Consider the following 21900-nt stretch of genomic DNA (forward strand, 5'->3'; position numbering starts at 1 on the left):
CGCAGATAATATCGAGATATTAGTCAGCTATTTGACGCTGTTTGGCAAGATTTAGCCATTTTTAACCCATTTAGATGACCATCGATTGAATTGAGGACATGCCCTAGCGTGCGGATATTTAGTGGGCAGATATAGTGATACCTTTGAGCTCTAGTTGTTTCTTTATTTCTTGCGCGAATAAAATAGCGTGCTCACCATCCCCATGTAGGCAGATACTTTGCGCCTCTACAGGTACGGTTTGACCGCAGACACTGGTGACTGTCCCTTCAGTAATCATTTGCAACACATGCTTAACCGCATCGTCTGTGTCGGTTATCAGGGCGTTGTCTTTGCTACGAGAGACCAATGAGCCGTCTTTTTCATAGTTCCTATCGGCAAACACTTCTGATATCGCCTCTAGACCCTGTTTTTTGGCTGCCTTAACCAGATAACCACCAGACAGACCCATGACCTTTAGGCTTGGATCAAATCGTTTGATTTCACTGACCAAAATGTCTGCTAAATTTTCATCAATGGCCGCTTGGTTGTACAACGCACCATGCGGTTTTACATAGTCCAAAGTCACGCCGACTAAGTCACAAAGTGCTTTGGTTGCGCCCAGCTGATACACCAATAAAGCACGATAGTCGGCTTCACTTAACGGCTGATGAATACGACCAAAGTTTTCTCTATCGTTTAGACCAGGGTGCGCGCCTACGCTTACGTTGTTTACTTTTGCCAATTGCAACGTGGCTAGCATCTCGCTATAAGACCCAGCGTGCAAGCCGCAGCAGACATTCGCTGAGCTGACTATCGTCAATAACTTATCGTCTTGCCCGCAGCCTTCAGCCACATCAGCATTTAAATCAATTTTCATTGGCATACTCCTTTATTTGATCGATGTAATGTTGTCTTTTTTGTTGTTCACGCAATGCCTGCTCTAACGACACAACGACGAACTGACAGGCTTTGCCAAATCTAATCTGTGCCATCAGACCTATGTCTGCTTGAATCACGGTTGCGATTTTGGGGTAGCCCCCCGTCGTTTGCCCGTCTGCCATTAGGACAATCGGTTGTCCTTGTGGTGGCACCTGAATCATACCGATATCAACGCCATGTGAGCTCATTTCTACTGGCTTACTAAACTCAAGCGCTGTAGCTCCCTCTAAGCGGTAACCCATACGGTTGCTACTGCTTTGTAGTTTCCAAGGCTGATTTTCAAAAGCTTGTTGAGACGACTCAGTGAAGCAATCATACTCACTGCTTTTTATAACTCTAATGACATCGGTTGGTGAAAGTCGAGCCACCCCAATGACAGGCAGGTTTGATTCGGATTTTACCGTTAAGCTGTCATCGACTTTTAAATATCTGCCTTCAAATCCGCCAAATCCTGCTTTGAGATTGGTGCTAACTGACTGCAATACTGGCTCGATATCAAAGCCGCCATGCACACATAAATAGCTATACATGCCTTGTAGCGGGCGCAAAAGTTTGAGCGTTTGCCCAGCTGTTGCATTGATACGCCAATAGCAAGGAACACGTTTGTCATCTAAATAGGCCTCGTATAAAGCACCTGTTAAGCAAAAACTGACGCTTTCTTCAAATTGTATGGTTAGCTCACCGAGCGCTATTTCAATAGCGGGTTCATTGGCTTCGTTTTTCATCAAAGCATTGCCGGCTTGTAGCGCCCAGCTGTCCATCACGCCATTTCTACCCACACCCATGCTTCGGTAACCCAGTCGTCCCGAATCTTGAATACTGGCAAGGGCACTTGCGGTTAAAACTTTCATTGATACCACCTGTTTTTTTGTCTTTTTGATTCATGCATCTTTTATTTATCGCTTATTGATGAATATCAATCGCTTTAAATGTCAAAGTATCGCCTGCGTTAAGTAACGTCGGAGAGGTCTTGGTTAAATCAAATAAAGCAGTATCCGTCTGGCCGAGTAACTGCCAACCGCCTGGAGACTCAAAAGGGTACACCCCTGTCTGCTCGCCGCCTATACCCACTGAGCCTGCCGGCACTTGAGTTCTAGGGATGGCATGCCTTGGGAAATACAGCGACTCAGACAAGCCGCCAAGATAAGGAAATCCTGGCTGAAAACCGATAAAGTAAACGGTATAAGTGGCTTTAGTATGTAGATCGACAACCGCTTCAACCGAGAGGTTTAGGTCATTCGCCATGGCCGCTAGATCGGGGCCATACTTACCGCCGTACTGCACTGGTATCTCGACGTGCTTGCCTTGGATGGTTTTTGAAGGGATATCATTGAGCAGATCTGACAGCCTATCTTTAAAGGTAGTAAGCTCAGCCCACGTTAATGGCACGATGAATACACTGAGCGTATTCATACCAATCACCACTTCGATGACTTCTGGCATTTTCTGGATACTGTCTGATAAAGCCCAGCATTTTTGTTGTTTTTCTAAGGTGATCGGTTTAGGAAAAAACAACGCTAGATTGGTTTCACTGCATAGTTGCCATTGTAGTTCCATTAGCACGTACTCCATTATTTTTTATCTGCTATAGTCAAATCCTCTATAAATTGGATACGGTGTCAGGCTCGCTTAGTCTACGACTTGTAGTACTTTCACTCGCCTTCCTGGTATCCAAATTATATTGAACCGACTATATCTTGATTCTGACGCTTCTGACGCTAATGTCAGATTTGGTTTTCGCTTTTGCGGGCAAGAACTGATTTATATATTATCTTGTATCCACTGTTCCAGATAATGAATGCTCATTTGACCTTCACAAAACACCTCATCTTCAAACAGTCGTTGATGCAGACCAATATTGGTATCAATGCCCGTAATTTGCGCTTCCGATAGAGCCGCACGCATTTTTTCTATCGCTTTTTCTCTTGAACGATCTTGTACACATATCTTGGCAATCAAGCTGTCATAAGATGGCGGCACAGTGTAGTTCGACTCAGCATGGCTATCCACTCTGATACCAAACCCTGCTGGCATGTGGCAGTAGTCTATGCGCCCAGCATTTGGCAAAAATGTCTGCGCGTTTTCGGCATTGATACGGCACTCAAAAGCGTGTCCGGTAATGGCGATATCACTTTGCTTGTATGCCAATGGAAGCCCTGCAGCCACTCTGATCTGTTCTTGCACAATATCGACGCCCGTCACCATCTCAGTGATGGTGTGCTCAACTTGCACACGAGTATTTATCTCGATAAAGAAGAACTCGCCGTTTTCATATAAAAACTCAAACGTGCCTGCGCCTCTATACTGCATTTGCTCGCAAGCTGTGACACAGGCTTGACCGATTTTCTGACGCTGCTCTTCGGTGATACCAGGTGCTGGCGCTTCTTCAATGACTTTTTGATGACGACGCTGCATAGAGCAATCACGCTCGCCTAAATAAATCGCATTGCCGTGAGTATCGGACATGACCTGCACTTCGATATGACGAGGGGCTTGTAAGTATTTTTCAAGATAAACAATGGCGCTACCAAAATTGGCTTTGGCTTCTGTTTGCGTCATAGAAATCGCAGAGAGTAAGTCGGCTTCTTTTTCGACCACGCGCATTCCACGCCCGCCACCGCCGCTTGCCGCTTTGATAATGACTGGATAGCCAACGTCACTGGCAATCTTGATAACTTGCTCTGAATCAGCAGGCAATGCGCCATCAGAACCAGGCACACAGGGCACGCCAGCCATTGTCATTTGTTTTTTGGCTTCAACCTTGTCACCCATATTTCTGATATTGTCAGCCGTTGGGCCAATAAACGTGAGACCTGAGTCTTCAATCAAGGCAGCAAAGTCTGCGTTTTCAGACAAAAAGCCATAGCCTGGATGGATGGCTTGTGCATTGGTGATTTTTGCAGCAGAAACCAGCGCTCTTTGATTAAGGTAGCTGTGTGTGGCATTGGCAGGCCCGATACAGATTTTTTCATCGGCTAGGCGTACGGGCAATGAGTCCTTGTCTGATTCAGAATGCGCAATGACGGATTTAATACCCAACTGCTTACAAGCTCGGATAATACGTAGAGCAATCTCGCCACGATTGGCAATTAAGATTTTTGTGAACATATTTATTCCCTTAAAATATAGTGTCAAATACAGTGTTTGTGCAGCGTCTATACAATATTGAGTAGCTATTGATTGACTTTAACTGTCTGGCGCTATAATAAATAAAGGCTGTGCATATTCTACGACATCACCTTCCTCAATCAGAATCTCTTGAATCGTACCGTCAGCTTCTGCTTTCACTTCATGCATCATTTTCATGGCTTCAATGATACATAGGGTCTGCCCTGCTACTACCTGATCGCCCTCCTTAAAGAACGCCTCAGCGGTCGGCTCAGAGCGAAGATAGAAAGTGCCGAGCATAGGCGCCAATACTTGAGATGAAGATGAATCAGTGACCTCTGTCGTCACCGCTTCATCAATAGAGCTATTGTCTGCACTGGTATTATTAGGAGTGTTATTGTGGGAGGTTGATGTGTGTGGTTCTGAATGAGTAGTTTTTGAGTGAGGGGTATTGCCATTAGCCTGACAAATGATAGAGATGCGTGCATCACCATCGATCACCTCTAATGATTGTATGTCAGCGCTTTCTGCGATTTTGATCAGCTTTTCTAGATCTGTAAAGTTAATATTCATATTCTTAGCTATTCCATTAGAGTAAAAGTGAATAATTGTTTTTTATAAAAAATTTGTGCGATGCGATACATTTTTATTTACTAAGAGCTTTGTGGATAAACAAGATTGGATGCCATTACATTTTAAAATGGCGTTTTAAAATAGCGTTGTCACCCAACATTACAGAACTGCCAAGTCTTCATCTTTTGGGTCGCAGATAAACATATGCCCCGGCGCGTGCGTTATCATCAGTTCAGGTTTGCTGGTCATTGCGATGCTTTGAGGCGTCACACCACAAGCCCAAAACACAGGCACTTCACCTTCCTTTATGAGTGATGCATCACCAAAATCGGGAGAATGGATATCTGTTATACCGATGACACTAGGGTCTCCAATATGAATAGGCGCGCCATGTACTTGCGGAAACCGAGAGGTGGCTTGTACGGCTCTGGTGATTAATGGATAAGGTATCGGTCGCATGCTGACCACCATTTTTCCATAAAACTGTCCTGCAGGCTCAGTTTCTATATTCGTGATATACATCGGCACATTGTGATTGTCTTCGATGTGTCTGACAGGAATAAACGCATTGAGCATGGCAGACTCAAAGGAAAAGCTACATCCTAAAAGAAAGCAGACCAAGTCCTCTCTCCAATAGTCTGTTAGATCTGACACCTCAGCTACTAGCTCGCCAAACTCGTATATTCGATACTTTGGGACATCAGACTTTAAGTCTGCGCCCTTCGCCATCAGCCGTGGTTCCGAACTACCAACATCTGTTACGTCTAAAATAGGACAAGATTTTGGGTTTCTTTGTGCAAACAATAAAAAATCATAGGCCAATTTCTTGGGTACTATGACTAGGTTTGCTTGTATGTGACCTTTGCACATGCCAGAAGTTGGCTTGTTGATTTCGTTCTTACCAATTAATGCTCTGACCTCTTGTGGCGTCATATTTGCTAAATCTAACATGATTACAACCTCTTACGTTTTGACATTTCTGGCAGATAAAAAATCATCTAATAAAAACTGTATGAAGTTGGCACTTTGTAACAGTATTTTATATATAGATAACTATATTATCGTTATGTAACCTAGCAGAACATTTTTAAAATGACAAGACGTAAGCGTTGCAAATAAACGCATACGATACATAAATGAGGATAGACAAGGAGGGGTTAGTTATATAAATGAAACTATGAGTCAGACCGAAAAGAGGTTCAAACGTTGGTAGAAGTATTGGTACCATTTTGCAGAATTTAGCCGTGGTGTATGTCAATTAAATAATATCTGACTGCTCGCGTCGAATATGTTTAACAGTTGCTACTCATATAACCTAAAATAAATGTTTTTATTCTTTATACGCCTCCCGCGCCTTTACTTGATTCCTCGCTGTTTTCTACCAATATGGCAGCGGCTGTTTTTTTGAGTGTTTCCCACTGCGCATCATCGACATAGATGCCTTCTTTCCATGCGCGCTGATGGGTTTCAAACAATTCATCTGTCGATATTTTACGATCGAAATGCTGGATGTCTGATTCGATATCAAAGTTTTGCGTGGCAATTTCAATGACCATATCATTGGTATTATAGTTGGACTGTGCCTTATCAAAAAAGTATAAATCAGGATAGACAAAGTCTTTATTTAACGTAAACAATGTATGTTTAGGCACAGAGCCATTGTCCCATTTGGCCAAGCAAGCAAAGCCTTTGGCAGCCAGTCCCACCAACTCGCTATAAGCCAACCAGCGATTATGACAGTTCTGCAAATAAATATAAAAATGCGCTGAGTCGCCCATTTTTTCAAGCGCATAGTCAATGATGGTCGGCAAGTGACAGGCTAAGCTACTACCATGCAGATCTAAACGGATAGCACCTTCTTCCTGATGGACGATATCGATTGGCGTATCAATCTCGGTCAAGATATAAGGAGTGGCATTATTAAAATGTTTGATACCATCCAAGCCTGCCATCTGTAGTTCGGCGACCATAGTGGCTATCACATCAGCTTCCCCCACCTCTCGGTGCAGCCCAGTAAAGGCTTTGTATACCATCGTGACGATTTCATTGTGCGATACCATCATAAGTCAGAGCCTCCTTGCTCTATTGATACATCAGGCAGTAAAGGAAACAACCATTCATCACTACCTACTTCTGCAAATAATGGCGCGCCTTGAAACAAAGTAATCCTGACCCAGCGATCAGATCTGGGATCGAACTTGGTTGCCCCAAACATCGATAATTTACACCGTAATAGATGCATGGGTAACGCGTCTTTGTGTAAGACATTCATCTGAATATCACCCAGCTGCTTATGCCCCATCGTCCAGACGCGGCGCGCAATTGAGCGATATTTGGGCTTATTCAAGATGAACTCGGATATTAGCTGCTTCGAATTGGCTTGTTTTAAAGCCAAATATAAATGATTGGCTTGGCGAGCGATATCCAAGGACAGCTCACGATCAGCACCCGGCTCCTGACCACGTATACCCATACGTGGCTCTTCCTTATCGATGGAACGATACCAAAACCAATGGCTATTCTCAGGCTGAGTAAAGTCAATATCAATGGCCCAGCGATAATGCTGCTCTAAGACGTCAATTAGATCCTGAATGACTTTGCCTTTTGGTAACGATAAGGCTTCATCAGCATTGACGCTTTCGAGCAGCGCATCGACACGTTCAGGATACAGCTCTATTAAGCAAGAAATAATGACTTCTTGGCTTTCAAAGCTCAAATGGTCATGTGCCTGTAAAAAATCCGCCCATGTCGCATTATTATTAATAGTTGTCATCAAGTTGTTTTGTAAAATAATTAATTCGCTAACAACCGTTTCATTACGTTTGACTTGCTGCTCATTAATAGTGACAATCTCGTTAAAATGCTGAATAGCACGTTTGATTAGACTGGCAAAATGTGCGGTTTCTTTAGGCTCAATATGGCAAACCAGTGTCGCCTGTAATGCCTCTTCACGGGTGGTCAGCCATTGGTCAACGACGCATGGATGATTGATTAAATAAGGCGCCATACCCAGACCGGTGGCATTACCAATGCCCAAATAACGCTTGATTTCTGGATGCAGCTTGACTGCGTTGCTGCCACCTTTTTTCTGTGCCAAATAATCGACCCAATCAAGGCTGAATTCACGTAGCAGGTACACAGCACACATCTGCGCTCGAAACGACTGATTAAAGTCCTCGCTATGATCTAACGGCTTAAAATCATAAATACCGAACTTACCATTGCCATAGACCGCCGTGGTACGCAGGATGTAGCCGACTTGTGCGAGTACATCAATCTCAGGCTGCTTGCCAGCCGCAAGTGAGCTGACAATATGATCAAAGACCCGCACGCTCTTGTTTGCTCGTGCCAGCACCATCATCATGTTGGAGTTACGACCGGCTTCTTGTAGCGGTACGTTGGCTTGTAGATTATTCAGTAATTCTTCGCTTATTTCACCAAATACCAGCCCAAAGGTGACATCCCATTTTTGGGCAATCACCCTATCGTTACGCTCGTCATCAGCCAGCTCATTGCAAAACACCACCAGATGATACAGATGCTCTGGGGTATGTAGACGATAGATAACCTTGCCATAGCCGTTCTCATCCAAATCCCACAAATGAGTGCTGAGCGTCCATTTTTCTCTATCAATCTTACGCAATAACGTACGCACAAAGCTAACGCGGGTTTGATGCATCGCGCCCAGTCTTTGGGCATCCATAATCACATCACGAGTACGGAAACTTGTACTAAGTAAAGGCGGCTTTACGTCGATACTTTTATCATTTGCATAAACCATATTCATAATGTCACTACCTTACCTAATATACTGAGCCAGCAGCTTTGTTAATAATCTCAATGAGGATGTCTATTATTTACCGTTTGGTGATCTAGAACCTTAATCAGTTTTTTGCGTCATGTTTTCTTTAGACGTTTGAGCGTTTTCGGCTTCACTGATTTTGTGTCTCACCTCTACCTGATTAGGACGATACAAGTCCTGCTCTCGTGCCATTTTCTGAGCAATCTGTGGCCCATTCCATAATGAAGGCAGTAATACAAAAGAGACTGGCACGGCAGTAATAACGATAAAGGACTGCAATGCTGTCACGCCACCTGAGCCAAGCGAAATTAAAACAATCGCCGTCACCCCCATCATGATGCCCCAAAAGGTTCGAATCATGGCGTTTGGTTCACGCTCGCCACTGATGACCACACTGATGGTATAAGTCATCGAATCGCCCGTGGTAACGATAAACACTGTGGTTAAAATTAAGAACAATATCGAGGTAATCAAAGGAAATGGGAGTTGCTGCGTCACGGCCAATAGCGCACCAGGTAAGTTGAATCCTTCAAATGCACTACTGACACTACCAGGGTTGGCAATCTCGAATGCTAAGCCAGAGCCCCCAACGACAGTGAACCAAAAGCAGGTGACAAGCGGCGCAATGATACAGACGGTGGTAATCAATTGACGAATAGTGCGACCACGTGAGATGCGAGCGATAAATATCGCCATCATCGGACCATAACCTAAAAACCAACCCCAAAAGAATACCGTCCACCAACTCAACCAACCTTCATCACCACGAAACGTCGCCATCGGGACAAAGTTGTCAATCATAGTGCCGACACCCTGAATGTAGCCGTTGACAATAAAATTGGTCGGACCAAATATTAAGATAAAGACCATCAGTGCAAAAGCCAAGATGACGTTGAAGCGACTGAGCAGCTGCATACCACGAGTCAGTCCACTGATCGCAGACAACGTATAGAGTATGATGGCGAAGACAATAATGATTAGCTGAGTGGTGAACGTATCGGGAATACCGAATAACTCATTGAGTGCATAGCTGGTCTGCAAGCCCAAGAAACCAATAGGACCGATCGTGCCCGCAGCAACCGCTACAATACAGCAAGCATCAATGATTGCGCCCGTGTGGCCTGTGAGTACGCGCTCACCAAACATAGGATAGAGTAAGGTACGAGGCTTCAACGGTAAGCCTTTGTCATAATGCAAATGCATGATCACAATCGCGGTTAAACTGCCTACAATCGCCCACGCCAAAAACCCCCAATGCATAAATGATTGAGACAAAGCATTAAAAGCGCGTTGCTGTAGGTCGGCTGACTCACCGTATAAAGGAGGTGCTGACACGAAATGCGCGATTGGCTCGGCGGCAGCCCAAAAAACCCCACCACCGGCCAGTAGTGTGCAGAAAAGAATGGCCATCCACTTAAAACTGTCTATCTCAGGTACAGGTAAATTACCCAGTATCACGCGACCTGTACGACCAGCACCGACAGCCAAAGCAATAACAAAGGTCGCTAGTAGCAATATTTGCCAAAAAGGCCCAAATATTTTGACGGACCACGAGAAGCCCACTTCGACTATTTTTGCTAAGCGCGCTTCTGCAAAGATTGCCATCAAGACAAAAGCTACAATGAAACCACCGCTGTACCAAAATGCTGGATTTTTGAGACCTAATGTATCGGTAGAAATAGCGGCGGCTTTGGTGTCATTTGCTCCTTGATTAACAGGCGCTGAGCGTCCTTGCTCATCTTGATTAAATCCCTTTAAATCGGCCATGATGTGGCTCCATATTCTAACGTTTCGTTATTTAAATCAGGTGCATAGCAATAATGATGTATCTAAACAATCTCGCTACACCGTCTACTTCAAAAGGTTTTATGCTATAAAACGCATGTCGTCTTATAGCAATGTCGATCGCCCATTCATTAATAGTAATACTTTAAAAATAATTGGCTAGACTAAAGGCTTTATGCCATTTCCAAGGAAATCAAACCAGTTTTGACCGATGACTTTTCCAGCATCACTTTCATTAAAGCCATGTTTGAGCAGACCGTTATAGATATTTTCCATACCGTCTTTGCCAGCGAACCATGGCAAAGTATCTGGCCAACCTGAATTACTGGCATTGCCTTCGCCATAGTCCATCGCTTTTGACCAACGTCCATTACGCATCCACTCAAGTACAGCTTGTGGTTGATTAAGACATAAATCACTGCCAATCGCTAAATGCTCTACGCCATACTTATCAGCGCAATTGGCAATCATGGTACAGAAATCATCAAGCGTACAGTCACTACCATTTGGCAAATGGAATGGATATAAACTAAACCCTAACAACCCGCCTGCTTGGGTCAAGGCACTGATGACGGTGTCCGATTTATTACGCAGGGCCTCATGAGCCGTGGCGGGATTGGCATGGCTGATACATATCGGACGCGATGACACTTCTATCGCCTCAAGCGTTGAGCGCTCAGCGCTGTGTGACATATCGATAATCATACCGACACGATTCATCTCAGCGATGGCTTGCTGACCAAAACGGGTAATACCGCTGTCATTCTGCTCATAACAACCCGTCGCCAGTAAGCTCTGGTTGTTGTAAGTCAGTTGCATAATCAATAAACCTAAGCGGCGCATCACGCTAATCAAACCAATTTCATCATCAATTAGTGAACAGTTCTGCGCGCCAAAGAAGATGCCAACTTTGCCTTGCTCTTTGGCCATCTTGATATCAGCTACTGAGTACACAGGCAAGATAAGATCTGAGTTTTGCTCAAAGCGTGCATGCCATTCAGCAAAGCGAGTTGTGGTTTGGCGAGCGTCTTCGTGATAGACCAAGGTGGCGTGTACCGCATTGATGCCACTAGCTTGTAGCATCTTGAAGTAGTCGCGATCCCAATGGCTATACTGTAATCCGTCAATAACGATATGGTCTTGGTACATATCAACTCCATTTAATACTTTTATAAGTGACCGCTATTAAGTGCGTGTTTACACCCTGCCGCGTCGATAGCGGCTAACATGCTTGTCAAAAAGGTTTCTAATACGCTTTTTGATAAGCGGTCTTGACGATGGTATAGAACTCTTTGGCATATTGACCTTGCTCGCGCGGGCCAAAGCTTGACTGTTTACGACCACCAAATGGCACGTGATAATCAGTACCTGCAGTTGCTAGATTGACCATGACACAGCCAGCTTGTACTTGCTCTTTGAACATCGCACTGCTGCGTAAGCTTTGGGTAATGATACCGCCCGTCAGACCAAAACGCGTGTCATTGGTCATGGCAATCGCTTCGTCCAAATCCTTGACACGCATGACACAAGCCAGCGGAGCAAACACCTCTTCTTGGTTGATATCCCAGCTGTTGTCCGTCTCGGTAAATAACGTCGGCGACATATAGTAGCCGTCATGCGGCATCTCTAAACGCTCACCACCAAAGGCTAAATTTGCACCAGACTGTTTGGCCTTTTCGATCCAGTCCATGTTTGATGCCAGCTGCTTGTCATCGACAACAGGACCCATAAAGATACCTGCATCAAGCGCATGGCCGACTTTTAAGGTTTTCATTTTTGCGACCACACCTTCGACAAAGGCATCATGAATACTGTCCATTACGATGAGGCGTGACGAAGCGGTACATTTTTGTCCCGAACCACCAAACGCACCAGCCACTGCCGCATCGATAGCGACTTGCAGATCAGCATCGTCAGCGATAACCAAGGCGTTTTTGCTGCCCATCTCAAGCTGACAACGAATAAAGTTTGGTGCCGTTGCAGCAGCGACCTTGCGACCTGTTGGTACAGAACCTGTAAAGCTAACCGCATCGATATCTGTAGAATTAATGAGCGCATCACCGACTGACGAGCCGCCACCCAATAGCAGGTTAAACGTACCTTCTGGCATACCTTGACGATGAATAATTTCAGCCAACGCGACCGCACTGGCAGGCGTTAAATTTGCAGGCTTCCAAATGACAGTGTTACCAAAGGCTAGCGCTGGTGCGATTTTCCACACAGCGGTGGCGGTTGGGAAGTTCCAAGGTGAGATAATGGCAACCACACCGACTGCTTCACGAGTGACTTCGACCTTAACACCAGGACGCACTGAATCAGCGTTGTCACCGATTTGACGCAGCACTTCAGCGGCATAGTAATGGAAGAACTGACCTGCGCGGTAAATCTCGCCGCGACCTTCCGCAAACGGCTTACCTTCTTCAAGAGACAACAGCGTACCTAGCTCATCACAGCGAGCAATCATTTCATCGCCAATCGCTTGTAGGATAGACTGCTTTTTTTCTAAAGGAGTCGCTTCCCACTTTGGCTGGGCTTGACGCGCCGCTGCAATGGCATCTTTGACTTGATCGCTACTCGCTTGGGCGAACTCACCGATAGTTTCAGTGATATCAGATGGGTTAATATTGGCAACGGTATTTACGCCCGCCTGCCATTCACCGTTAATATAAAGTGATTTGGTTGGGTCTTGCTGCAATATCTGTTGGGCGGTGTGAGCTGACATAAGATCTTCCTTGATAAAGTATTAAAAAATGGAATATTAGAATTAAGGCACAGCGGCATATACAACCAGCTCAACCAGCATCTCTTCACGAGCCAGTCCTGCTATCACGAGCGCTGCCCGATTTGGATAGGGTGCTTCAAAGTATTCAGCATAGACTTGATTGACGGTTTTTAGATAGTCGCGATCGGTCACATAAATCATGACCTGTAATACCGAATCCATGCCAACATTGGCACATTCTAATGTGTGCTTAAGATTGTCTAGCGTTTGGCGAGTTTGCGCTTCGATACCACCTGCAACCACATCACCATTTTCATCGATAGGAATCTGCGCAGTGTACAATGTTCCGTTATTAGTGATGGCCCACTCCAAAGGTGCTTTAGACGCATAAAGCGAGGTTTTAACGGCCTGTTTGTTTGAGTGAGTCGTCATATTGTCATGTCCTTTGATAAGTGGTTTCAGCAGTAAGCGATCTGAGATTTATTTAATCACTGCCAATTGCTATATGACTCATCCTACTCAATTCATAACGATAAATCTAACTAATTAAATTTGAGTTTTGATAGATTTAATCTATCATTTAAGATAAGTTATTGAAAAATAGTCTTGGATGGTCTGAATATGAAGCTACAGCAATTGCGTCATTTTTTATTTGTCGTGGAAGAAGGAGGGTTTCGTGCGGCGGCTGATCGCGCCAACCGTTCGCAAGCTGCTTTGTCAGCCTCAATAAAAGAATTAGAAAAAACCTTGGGTCAGCGTTTATTTGAAGTGGGAAACAAAGCCATATTGACGCCATTTGGTGAAACCTGCTTACCAAAAATGGAGCAATTCCTTACCGTTTATCAAGCGCTAGAAGATGACTTAAAAGCATCCGCAGCTGGTGATAAAGGTAAAATTAGGATTGCAAGCGTGCCGTCGCTAGTGACCAAGCTACTACCGAGCGTACTGGTCGAATATTCAAAAAAGTATCCTGATATAGAGATTGTATTGATAGATGACAATTCTGTTGGTGTGGCCAATCGATTGTTAGCCGGTGAGATAGATTTGGCATTGGGCAATTGCACCAGTATTGATCAAACGAATATAGATTTCACCCTACTCATATCAGACCCGATTGGAGTAGTCTGTCTTAAAAGCAATGAACTGAACAACGAGTTAAATCAGTCCCAAGGGCTAAGGCTAACATGGCAGCAACTTATGTCGCAGCCATTTATTTATAACGGTACTTGCAGATTGCTCGAAAACACACCAGCCGAGGCGCTCAATCGCAGAGCAAGATATACGGTAGAAAACATCACATCGCTGTTTTCTTTATTGCGTAATGATCTGGGTATCACCACGTTACCTAAGCTTGCCTTTCCTGCTAATGAACCCGAGCTGGTTTGGATAGATTTAATTGACCCTTCTTTAAACCGACAGATCGGAATTTTTAAACTCGCTAATAAATCTATCTCTCCCCCAGCTCAAGCTTTTTATGATCTCTGTGTTGCGTATGTTCAAGAGCACTATTTACTGTAATTGGGTTATCTATTATTTTCTCCCTCCTATTTATTACTTATATTTGGACGGATAAAGGCTAATTATACTTAGCAGAGGTTACCAAATAATCCATCTGAATCACTACCTACCGTAAATCATCGACGATAGCTAGAATTGCAATTAGTGATGCTTCCCCTAATTTTATAGAACGCTCTGGTGACCAACCCATCTCTTCGTCAGGCAGATTATTATTATCTTTAAATGGCATCTCTAATGTATTAGCAAGGCAATCAAAACGTTCTGCCACCCAGTTGGTTGCAACGGTCATATTGGCAGCACTCGGTGCATCAATTTTATAGCCAACTTCGGACTGAAAATCGGCACTGGCTAGTTTTAATACGTCTGAAAATCTATTGCGTAGCTGGGCGAGACGGTCACTATAACTTGGCGTCCCTTGAGAGCCAGCAAGGAATACGTACGGCAATGCTTCATCGCCATGCACATCATAAAATAGATCCACGCCGGTTTCTTTCATTTTATTAATCACATGAAATACTTCAGGGCTTTTCTCTAAGCTTGGGCTTTCCCATTCACGGTTTAAATTGGTTCCTACCGCGTTAGTACGCAGGTGTCCGCGCACGCTACCGTCGGGATTCATATTAGGAACGATGTAGAAGTTTGCTTTGTCTAGTAACTGTTTGCCTGTCGCATTATCACTGTCTAACAAGCTGTACAATAAACCCTCGACCAACCATTCAGTCATCGTTTCACCAGGGTGCTGACGAGCGGTAATCCATATATTGCGCTTATTCACATCACTATTACTGTCACCATCACCAATTTTAACTAGCGTCAAGTCGCGCTTATCAAGTGTTTCGCCTAAATGCTCTAACGTTACCAATGGATGCGTTTGTACTGCCGCCAATAAATCTTGGTGACGCTCATAGCTGTAGGGCGCAAAATAAGCAATTTGAATGGTTTCGCATTCTAGCTCTGCCACGATGGTTAATTTGCCATCTGTATAAGAGGTTGGCAAACGGAACCATTCCTGACGGTCATAAGACGCAACTGCTTGGTAATTTTCCCACCCTTCAAGGTAAGATGCCTCCCCTGCATTCATAATATTGAGAACGTACTGCTCGCCTATCTGACCGGACAGACGAAAGTTAAACCACTGAAAAAACGCTTCACCAACGTCTGGACGAATGGCTAATTGAATATCGTTTTTGTCTTCTGCATTGATAACGTCAATATTTCCTGCGTCAAAATTCGCTGTGATATGCATAATCGCTCCTTAATTGTTTTTTATAGTTGTGTTTTAAAATAGTTGTGTTTTAAAACATATGGTGAAATATAAGAAAAATGGTAGATATGCATTTACTTGGTCATAGTAAATTTCTTTTCAAGTCATTGGCTGACCAAGTTTTTACGCATACCTTTTAAAGTTTATCATTGCCCCAACCCCTACTTATCAATACTGTATAGCTATCAAGCAAGAACTTTCAACACCCAAAGCTCTTAATTAAACTTGTCTATCTTTGTTTTTTCAAATCCTCTAAATATATTCACGCTTATAAATAAAGCTTTCTTCATCATAAATTTGATAAGTGACATCTAATAGCGTTTCTAATAGTTCGGACTTATCGAAATGCCTGATACTCATCACAATTGGCGAAGTTAGTATCCCCTCTTCAAATGGTATATAGGTTATCTCTTGACCGCGTAAGTGCTCAAGTGTCTTTGGTACGATAGTCAACCCTTCTCCTGCTGCTACCAACCCTAAGGCAATATGCAACTCACGCACTTCTATAAAATAGTTCGCTTTCAAGTTGCGAGTTTCAAATAAGTCCAATACGTAATCGATAAAACTTGGCCTCGGTGCTGTTGGATAGAGTAATAAATTTTCATTCGTTAAATCAATAAGGCTCAAACTTTTGCATTTTTCTTTTGATAAAGGATGCTCAATAGGAACAGCAACTACTAAGTCTTCCTCTCTAAGCACCATTCGCCTAATAGAAGCATCCTCAAATAACAATCTGCCAAAACCTACATCTATCTTGCCCTCTGTCAATGCCTGCGTTTGCTGCCAAGAATTCAACTCATACAGTTTAATCTCAATATTCGGATGAACCTCTCTAAAACGCGCTATCACTCTCGGTAATATGCCATACAATATAGACGACACAAAGCCTATCGAAAGCGAATTATCAAAATTTCCCTTACGGATAGTCATGGTACGTAGGTCGTCTGATTTTTTTAAAATTTGAATCGCGTGATCATAAAAGAACTCGCCAGCCTCAGTCAATTTCAAGGGACGGTTCTCCCTATCGATAAGCGTAACGCCAATTTCTTCTTCTAATTGTTTTATCTGCCGGCTAAGTGGTGGCTGCGAGATATACAAACGAGCAGCTGCCTTGTTAAAGCTTTTTTCTTCTGCCACGGCTACGAAATAGCGTAAATGCCTGAGTTCCATTATTCTTCCTTGATTGACTATCTATCGTTTCTATCCTAATTCGTTCTATTTCCTTCTTCTCTACAATCTACTTCATATACAGAATATTCATACCTAAAGAACATAACATGTTATATACCTTTCAACAAAATACCTAAAAGGTATCAAAATAAGACTAAATAGGTCTTAGACATATCAATACTTAGCACCTATAGTTCTTATTAAGCATAAGGAAGCCAAAATTTTATACTAAGGACAGATATGATTCGTTCAATTAATACTTTACTAGTACCAATACCTACTATTCGAGCGCATAAATTGGCTTGTACCGTAATGAATGAACAGGTATTGGTTCTAGTACATATCCAAACCGAAGATGGCTACGAAGGTTGGGGCGAAGCAACGACGATTGGCGGTTTAAGTTATGCTGAAGAAAGTCCTCATAGTATCAAAACCAATATCGATACTTACTTTACCCCTCTCTTGATGAAAGAGAAGCCTACAAGCACAGCAAAAGCAATGCAGCTATTGAGCACCCACATCAGCGGCAATCGTTTTGCAAAATGCGCGATTGAAACTGCTCTACTAGACATCGAAGGCAAAAGACTCAACCTACCTATCAGCGAGCTGATTGGTGGTCGCGTCCGTGATTGTATCGAAGTGGCATGGACACTTGCTAGCGGAAATACTGATACCGACATCGCCGAAGCTCATCAAATGATTGAGAAAAGAAGACATCGGATTTTCAAATTAAAAATAGGCAGCAACCCTATCCTTGATGATGTCGCCCATGTGTTAGCTATTAAACAAGCTTTACCCGATTGCCGCATCACCGTTGATGTTAATCAAGCATGGACAGAGCTTGAAGCTATGAAAGGTATTAGTCTGTTGCAGGACGGCGGCGTTGATTTGATCGAGCAACCAGTATCGATGCGTAATAAATCAGCGTTAAAGCGTTTAGCTGAACACTTCGACGTGGCTATTATGGCTGATGAAGTCGTGCAAGATCCATATAATGCGTTTCAATTGGCAGCGGATCACTGTGCCGATGTCTTTGCTGTAAAAATCAATCAAGCCGGCGGATTGAAGGCTGCCTGTCTCATTGGACAAATGGCACATCTAGCGGGTATCGAGCTTTATGGCGGGACGATGCTAGAAGGACCCATTGGTACTGCTGCATCAGCGCATGTGTTCTCTACTTATCCTAGTCTGAACTTTGACACGGAGCTGTTTGGTCCGTTGCTATTAATAGAGGATATCCTAGCTCAGCCGCTTGATTATCAAAATTTTGGTTTAACTATTCCAACTGGCGCTGGTCTAGGTATAGAAGTAGATAATGACAAAGTCTATCACTATGCCAGACAAGCAAATTTATCATCCTCAAATCCTATATCGTTAGGAACTTACGTAAGCGACTCTCACACTGGGGTCTGATAGTGCTCTGCCAAAAGCTCCGTAAAATAAATGCTGATATAGACCAAATATCAGCCATATGACTAACCATAAAATATAAGGACATAATTATGTTATATCACGTCAGAATGGATGTGTTGTTACCGACAGATATGAATGCTGATCAAGTTAATGAACTTAAGCAAGCTGAAAAAGCGCTATCACACAAACTGCAGGAACAAGGTAAGTGGCGTCATATTTGGCGCTTAGCGGGAGAGTATTCTAACTTTAGTATTTTCGATGTCGAAAGTAATGAAGAACTACACGACATTATGATGTCGCTACCACTTTACCCTTATATGAAAGTCGAAGTCACCCCTCTACTTCGTCATCCTTCTTCTATTCGCGATGATGATAGTTAGTGCCTTATAACGCTATTACTAGATTTCATTAATACAGTTGATGTTAATCAAATAATAGCACCCCAAAATCGCCTTAATCTATTTTTTAACAATTATTGGTCTATACCAGACCAACGGACACCTGTTGCCAAAAATAAGCAATGAGTGAATAAAGTTTGAGTAAGAGTACTCGATATAACTACCTTTTAAATAGTCCTCAACAAGGAGAGAGACATGGAACGCAGCCAAATTGAAGCATTAGCCACTCAGTTCATCAAAGGTAAAATTGACTTTCCTGAACAAGTTAACCCACGTATACAAGCCATTGTCTTACGTATCGTAACCGACCTCATGCAAACCATCAATGATTTGAAAATCACGGCCGATGAATACTGGTCTGGGGTTGAGTTCATTGGAGATTTAGGCAAAGAGGCAGGATTACTCTCCCCTGGTCTTGGTTTTGATCACTTTATGGATTTAATGATTGAAGAAGACTTAAAAGCGGCGGGTCTTGACGGTGGCACTGTACGTACTATCGAGGGCCCACTATATGTCGCTGGTGCGCCAGAAGAAAAAGGCTTTGCGCGTTTAGATGATGGCACTGATATTGAGAATGGTACCGTTTTATTCATGCAAGGATGCGTTTATGGCGAAGATGACAAGCCTTTATCAAATGCAAAAGTAGAAGTCTGGCATGCCAACAGCTTAGGTAACTACTCTTTCTTTGATGAGTCGCAGTCTCACTTTAACCTACGTCGTAGCATTATCACTGATAAAAACGGACTTTATGCTTTCCGCAGTATCGTCCCATTAGGTTATTCAGTGCCGCCAGAAGGTATGACGCAAAAGGTATTGGGCGCACTAGGACGTCATGGTCATCGTCCAGCACACATTCACTTCTTCGCGAGTGCTGACAGTCATCGCAAATTGACGACCCAAATTAACATCGATGGTGATGAGTACCTATGGGATGACTTTGCCTTTGCTAGTCGTGAAGGATTAGTCCCTAAAGTAAATATGGTAGAAGATGCTGACAAGTTAAAAGAGCACGGTCTGGACAAGCCTTATGCCAGTATCGACTTTGACTTTCACTTAGTAAAAGACATCGATAAGCCAGTACAAGGCAGTGAAGTTGAACGCCGTCGTGCGCAAGCTTAGTTGTTGAATATCCCTAGCTACTGTTAGCAACTACTAAATATTATAGATTTTCGCTTGATATGCATGCAGTTGGCGTATCAAGCGTCATACCCCAACATCGTTTAACACCGTTATTTACAAGGAAGACAGCCATGAGCGAGCGTATTAATCTAATACCTGAAGGATCAGATATCGCTATCGATGATTTTTTAGAAGAAAATGCAGAAAAAGGGATTTATCGTCTACATCGCAGTGCTTTTACCAATGAAGAGTTGTTTGAGCTTGAAATGAAACATATCTTTGAAAGCAATTGGGTTTATCTGGCTCATGAGACTCAAATCCCTGATAACAACGACTACTATACAACATATATCGGCCGCCAGCCGGTCATCGTTGCTCGTAATAAAGAAGGTGAACTACATTGTATGATCAATGCCTGCTCTCATCGAGGCGCTCAATTATGCCGTCATAAGAAAGGCAATAAGGCAACTTATACGTGCCCCTTTCACGGTTGGACTTATAACAACTCTGGCAAGCTACTTAAAGTTAAAGATCCACGCGGCGCAGGTTACCCTGACGCTTTTAATAAAGACGGCTCTCATGACCTAAAGCAAGTCAAACTTGCCAATTACAAAGGCTTCTTGTTTGCTAGTCTTAAAGATGATGTCGAACCGATTGAAGACTGGCTTGGCGGCTCAACCAAAATTCTTGACATGATTGTCAATCAATCACCAGAAGGCCTAGAAGTACTACGCGGCACCTCAACCTATACCTTTGATGGTAACTGGAAGCTACAAGCTGAAAATGGTGCTGATGGCTACCATGTTTCAGCTGTCCATTGGAACTATGCTGCGACAACAGCACGTCGCAAAGAGCAAGAAGCAAAAAAAGAAGACAATATTAAAGCCATGAACGCTGGTAAATGGGGTCGTCAAGGTGGCGGATTCTATTCTTTTGAGAACGGTCATTTACTACTCTGGACTCAATGGGAAAACCCGCAGGATCGTCCTAATTTTGCGTATCGCGATGACTATGTTGCCCAGTATGGTGAAGCAATGGCCGACTGGATGATTGGACGCTCTCGTAACTTATGCTTATATCCAAACGTCTATATCATGGATCAATTTAGCTCGCAAATCCGTATGCTGCGTCCAATAGCCGTTGATAAAACTGAAGTCACTATCTGGTGTATCGCACCGAAAGGCGAAAGCGATGAAGCACGTACTCGTCGTATCCGTCAGTACGAAGACTTCTTTAACGTAACTGGTATGGCAACACCAGATGACTTAGAAGAATTCCGCTCATGCCAGCAAGGCTATAACGGCATTAAGCTCGAATGGAACGACATGTGTCGTGGTTCCGAGCACTGGATAGAAGGCGCTGACGAAGGTGCAAAAGCCATCGACCTGAAGCCTTTGTTAAGCGGAGCTAAGACTGAAGATGAAGGATTGTATACCGTGCAACATCGATATTGGCATGAAGAGATGAAAAAAGCCCTAGAGCAAGAACAGCAGCTACATGGCGCAGGCTAATATTAGCTACCTACTTAGACCAGTAACTTGCTAGTTATTGCAGGACGAACAAATATAAAAGGATATCGCTAATGAAAAATGCAACGGTTAATATCGAAGATGTGCGTCAGTTTCTGTACCGTGAAGCACGATTGCTTGATGAAAAAAAATGGGAAGAATGGCTGGCTTGTTATGACGAAGAATGTCCGTTTTGGATGCCTAGTTGGGATGATGATGGCGAGCTAATAAACAACCCGCAACGCGAAATATCTCTGATTTATTACCCTGATCGTCGCGGGCTTGAAGATCGAATTTTCCGTATCGAGACTGAGCGTTCTTCTGCAACCATTCCGGATACTCGCACCACGCATAACTTATCTAATATCGAATTACTTGAAGATAATGACGGTATTGTTAGCGTCCGATTTAACTGGATCAATAAGTCTTATCGTTATCATGAGACCAACACTTATTGGGGGTTCTCTAAATACAAGATAGACATGAATCAAGCTAGCCCAAAGATCTTGGACAAATACATCGTATTAAAAGATGATTACGTACATCAAATTATGGATGTATATCACGTCTAGAGTTCGCATGATTTTATTTATGCTTGCCAG

Annotated in this window: 20 protein-coding genes; 6 read left to right on the top strand and 14 right to left on the bottom strand. The window is 43.4% G+C overall.

Going from position 1 to position 21900, the window contains the following annotated elements:
• Positions 1-118: 118 nt before the first annotated feature.
• The 12 genes from pxpA to IE130_RS04715 form a co-directional block, all read right to left on the bottom strand.
• Complete coding sequence (pxpA, locus tag IE130_RS04660; RefSeq protein ID WP_189582320.1) at positions 119-856, bottom strand: 5-oxoprolinase subunit PxpA; 738 nt, start codon at positions 854-856, stop codon at positions 119-121.
• Positions 846-1769: a 5-oxoprolinase subunit C family protein gene (locus IE130_RS04665; RefSeq protein WP_189582323.1), complete on the bottom strand. Its 924-nt coding sequence runs from the start codon at positions 1767-1769 to the stop codon at positions 846-848. The genes pxpA and IE130_RS04665 overlap by 11 nt, the downstream gene beginning before the upstream one ends.
• 52 nt (positions 1770-1821) lie before the next feature.
• Positions 1822-2475, bottom strand: a complete 654-nt coding sequence (gene pxpB, locus IE130_RS04670) for a 5-oxoprolinase subunit PxpB (RefSeq protein WP_189582326.1) — start codon at positions 2473-2475, stop codon at positions 1822-1824.
• Positions 2476-2679: 204 nt separating this feature from the next.
• On the bottom strand, positions 2680-4026 hold the full coding sequence (gene accC, locus IE130_RS04675; protein ID WP_189582329.1) for an acetyl-CoA carboxylase biotin carboxylase subunit: 1347 nt from the start codon (positions 4024-4026) through the stop codon (positions 2680-2682).
• A gap of 78 nt (positions 4027-4104) precedes the next feature.
• Entirely contained in the window at positions 4105-4599 is a 495-nt protein-coding gene (gene accB / locus IE130_RS04680) for an acetyl-CoA carboxylase biotin carboxyl carrier protein (RefSeq protein ID WP_189582331.1), read from the bottom strand.
• Between the two features lie 159 nt (positions 4600-4758).
• Positions 4759-5550, bottom strand: coding sequence for a putative hydro-lyase (locus IE130_RS04685; protein ID WP_189582334.1), 792 nt, complete (start codon positions 5548-5550; stop codon positions 4759-4761).
• Positions 5551-5936: 386 nt separating this feature from the next.
• Entirely contained in the window at positions 5937-6662 is a 726-nt protein-coding gene (locus IE130_RS04690; protein WP_189582338.1) for a DUF3726 domain-containing protein, read from the bottom strand.
• Positions 6659-8386: a hypothetical protein gene (locus tag IE130_RS04695; protein WP_189582341.1), complete on the bottom strand. Its 1728-nt coding sequence runs from the start codon at positions 8384-8386 to the stop codon at positions 6659-6661. Before IE130_RS04695 ends, IE130_RS04690 begins: the two co-directional genes overlap by 4 nt.
• A 93-nt stretch (positions 8387-8479) precedes the next feature.
• Complete coding sequence (locus IE130_RS04700) at positions 8480-10168, bottom strand: BCCT family transporter (RefSeq protein ID WP_189582344.1); 1689 nt, start codon at positions 10166-10168, stop codon at positions 8480-8482.
• A 177-nt stretch (positions 10169-10345) separates the two neighbouring features.
• Positions 10346-11335 carry a membrane dipeptidase gene (locus IE130_RS04705; protein ID WP_189582347.1) on the bottom strand — a complete coding sequence of 330 codons (990 nt, stop codon included), beginning with the start codon at positions 11333-11335 and terminating at the stop codon, positions 10346-10348.
• A gap of 97 nt (positions 11336-11432) precedes the next feature.
• Entirely contained in the window at positions 11433-12908 is a 1476-nt protein-coding gene (locus IE130_RS04710) for an aldehyde dehydrogenase family protein (RefSeq protein WP_189582350.1), read from the bottom strand.
• A 42-nt stretch (positions 12909-12950) separates the two neighbouring features.
• Positions 12951-13340 carry a RidA family protein gene (locus IE130_RS04715; protein ID WP_189582353.1) on the bottom strand — a complete coding sequence of 130 codons (390 nt, stop codon included), beginning with the start codon at positions 13338-13340 and terminating at the stop codon, positions 12951-12953.
• A gap of 189 nt (positions 13341-13529) precedes the next feature.
• Between IE130_RS04715 and IE130_RS04720 the strand changes: the two genes are divergently transcribed.
• Positions 13530-14426: a LysR family transcriptional regulator gene (locus tag IE130_RS04720; protein ID WP_201574517.1), complete on the top strand. Its 897-nt coding sequence runs from the start codon at positions 13530-13532 to the stop codon at positions 14424-14426.
• A 106-nt stretch (positions 14427-14532) separates the two neighbouring features.
• On the opposite strand, the gene IE130_RS04725 is transcribed toward IE130_RS04720, so the two are convergent.
• Both IE130_RS04725 and IE130_RS04730 read right to left on the bottom strand, forming a co-directional pair.
• Positions 14533-15672: a M14 family metallopeptidase gene (locus IE130_RS04725; protein ID WP_189582356.1), complete on the bottom strand. Its 1140-nt coding sequence runs from the start codon at positions 15670-15672 to the stop codon at positions 14533-14535.
• 270 nt (positions 15673-15942) lie between these two features.
• Positions 15943-16860: a LysR family transcriptional regulator gene (locus tag IE130_RS04730; protein WP_189582359.1), complete on the bottom strand. Its 918-nt coding sequence runs from the start codon at positions 16858-16860 to the stop codon at positions 15943-15945.
• Between the two features lie 240 nt (positions 16861-17100).
• On the opposite strand from IE130_RS04730, the gene IE130_RS04735 reads away from it, so the two are divergent.
• The 5 genes from IE130_RS04735 to benB all read left to right on the top strand — a co-directional run bounded on the left by IE130_RS04735 (position 17101) and on the right by benB (position 21870).
• Entirely contained in the window at positions 17101-18273 is a 1173-nt protein-coding gene (locus tag IE130_RS04735; protein ID WP_189582362.1) for a muconate/chloromuconate family cycloisomerase, read from the top strand.
• 89 nt (positions 18274-18362) lie between these two features.
• Positions 18363-18653, top strand: a complete 291-nt coding sequence (gene catC / locus IE130_RS04740) for a muconolactone Delta-isomerase (RefSeq protein ID WP_179799432.1) — start codon at positions 18363-18365, stop codon at positions 18651-18653.
• 213 nt (positions 18654-18866) lie between these two features.
• Positions 18867-19790 (top strand): catechol 1,2-dioxygenase, encoded by a 924-nt coding sequence (gene catA, locus IE130_RS04745; RefSeq protein ID WP_189582365.1) that lies wholly within the window; start codon positions 18867-18869, stop codon positions 19788-19790.
• Between the two features lie 131 nt (positions 19791-19921).
• Positions 19922-21301: a benzoate 1,2-dioxygenase large subunit gene (gene benA / locus IE130_RS04750; protein WP_189582368.1), complete on the top strand. Its 1380-nt coding sequence runs from the start codon at positions 19922-19924 to the stop codon at positions 21299-21301.
• Positions 21302-21363: 62 nt separating this feature from the next.
• The gene (benB, locus tag IE130_RS04755; RefSeq protein WP_373299614.1) at positions 21364-21870 is read left to right on the top strand and encodes a benzoate 1,2-dioxygenase small subunit; all 507 of its coding nucleotides are present in this window, start codon (positions 21364-21366) and stop codon (positions 21868-21870) included.
• Positions 21871-21900 lie beyond the last annotated feature (30 nt).

Origin of the sequence: Psychrobacter glaciei, from assembly GCF_014652895.1 — a bacterium.
In the GTDB taxonomy this organism is placed as follows: domain Bacteria; phylum Pseudomonadota; class Gammaproteobacteria; order Pseudomonadales; family Moraxellaceae; genus Psychrobacter; species Psychrobacter glaciei.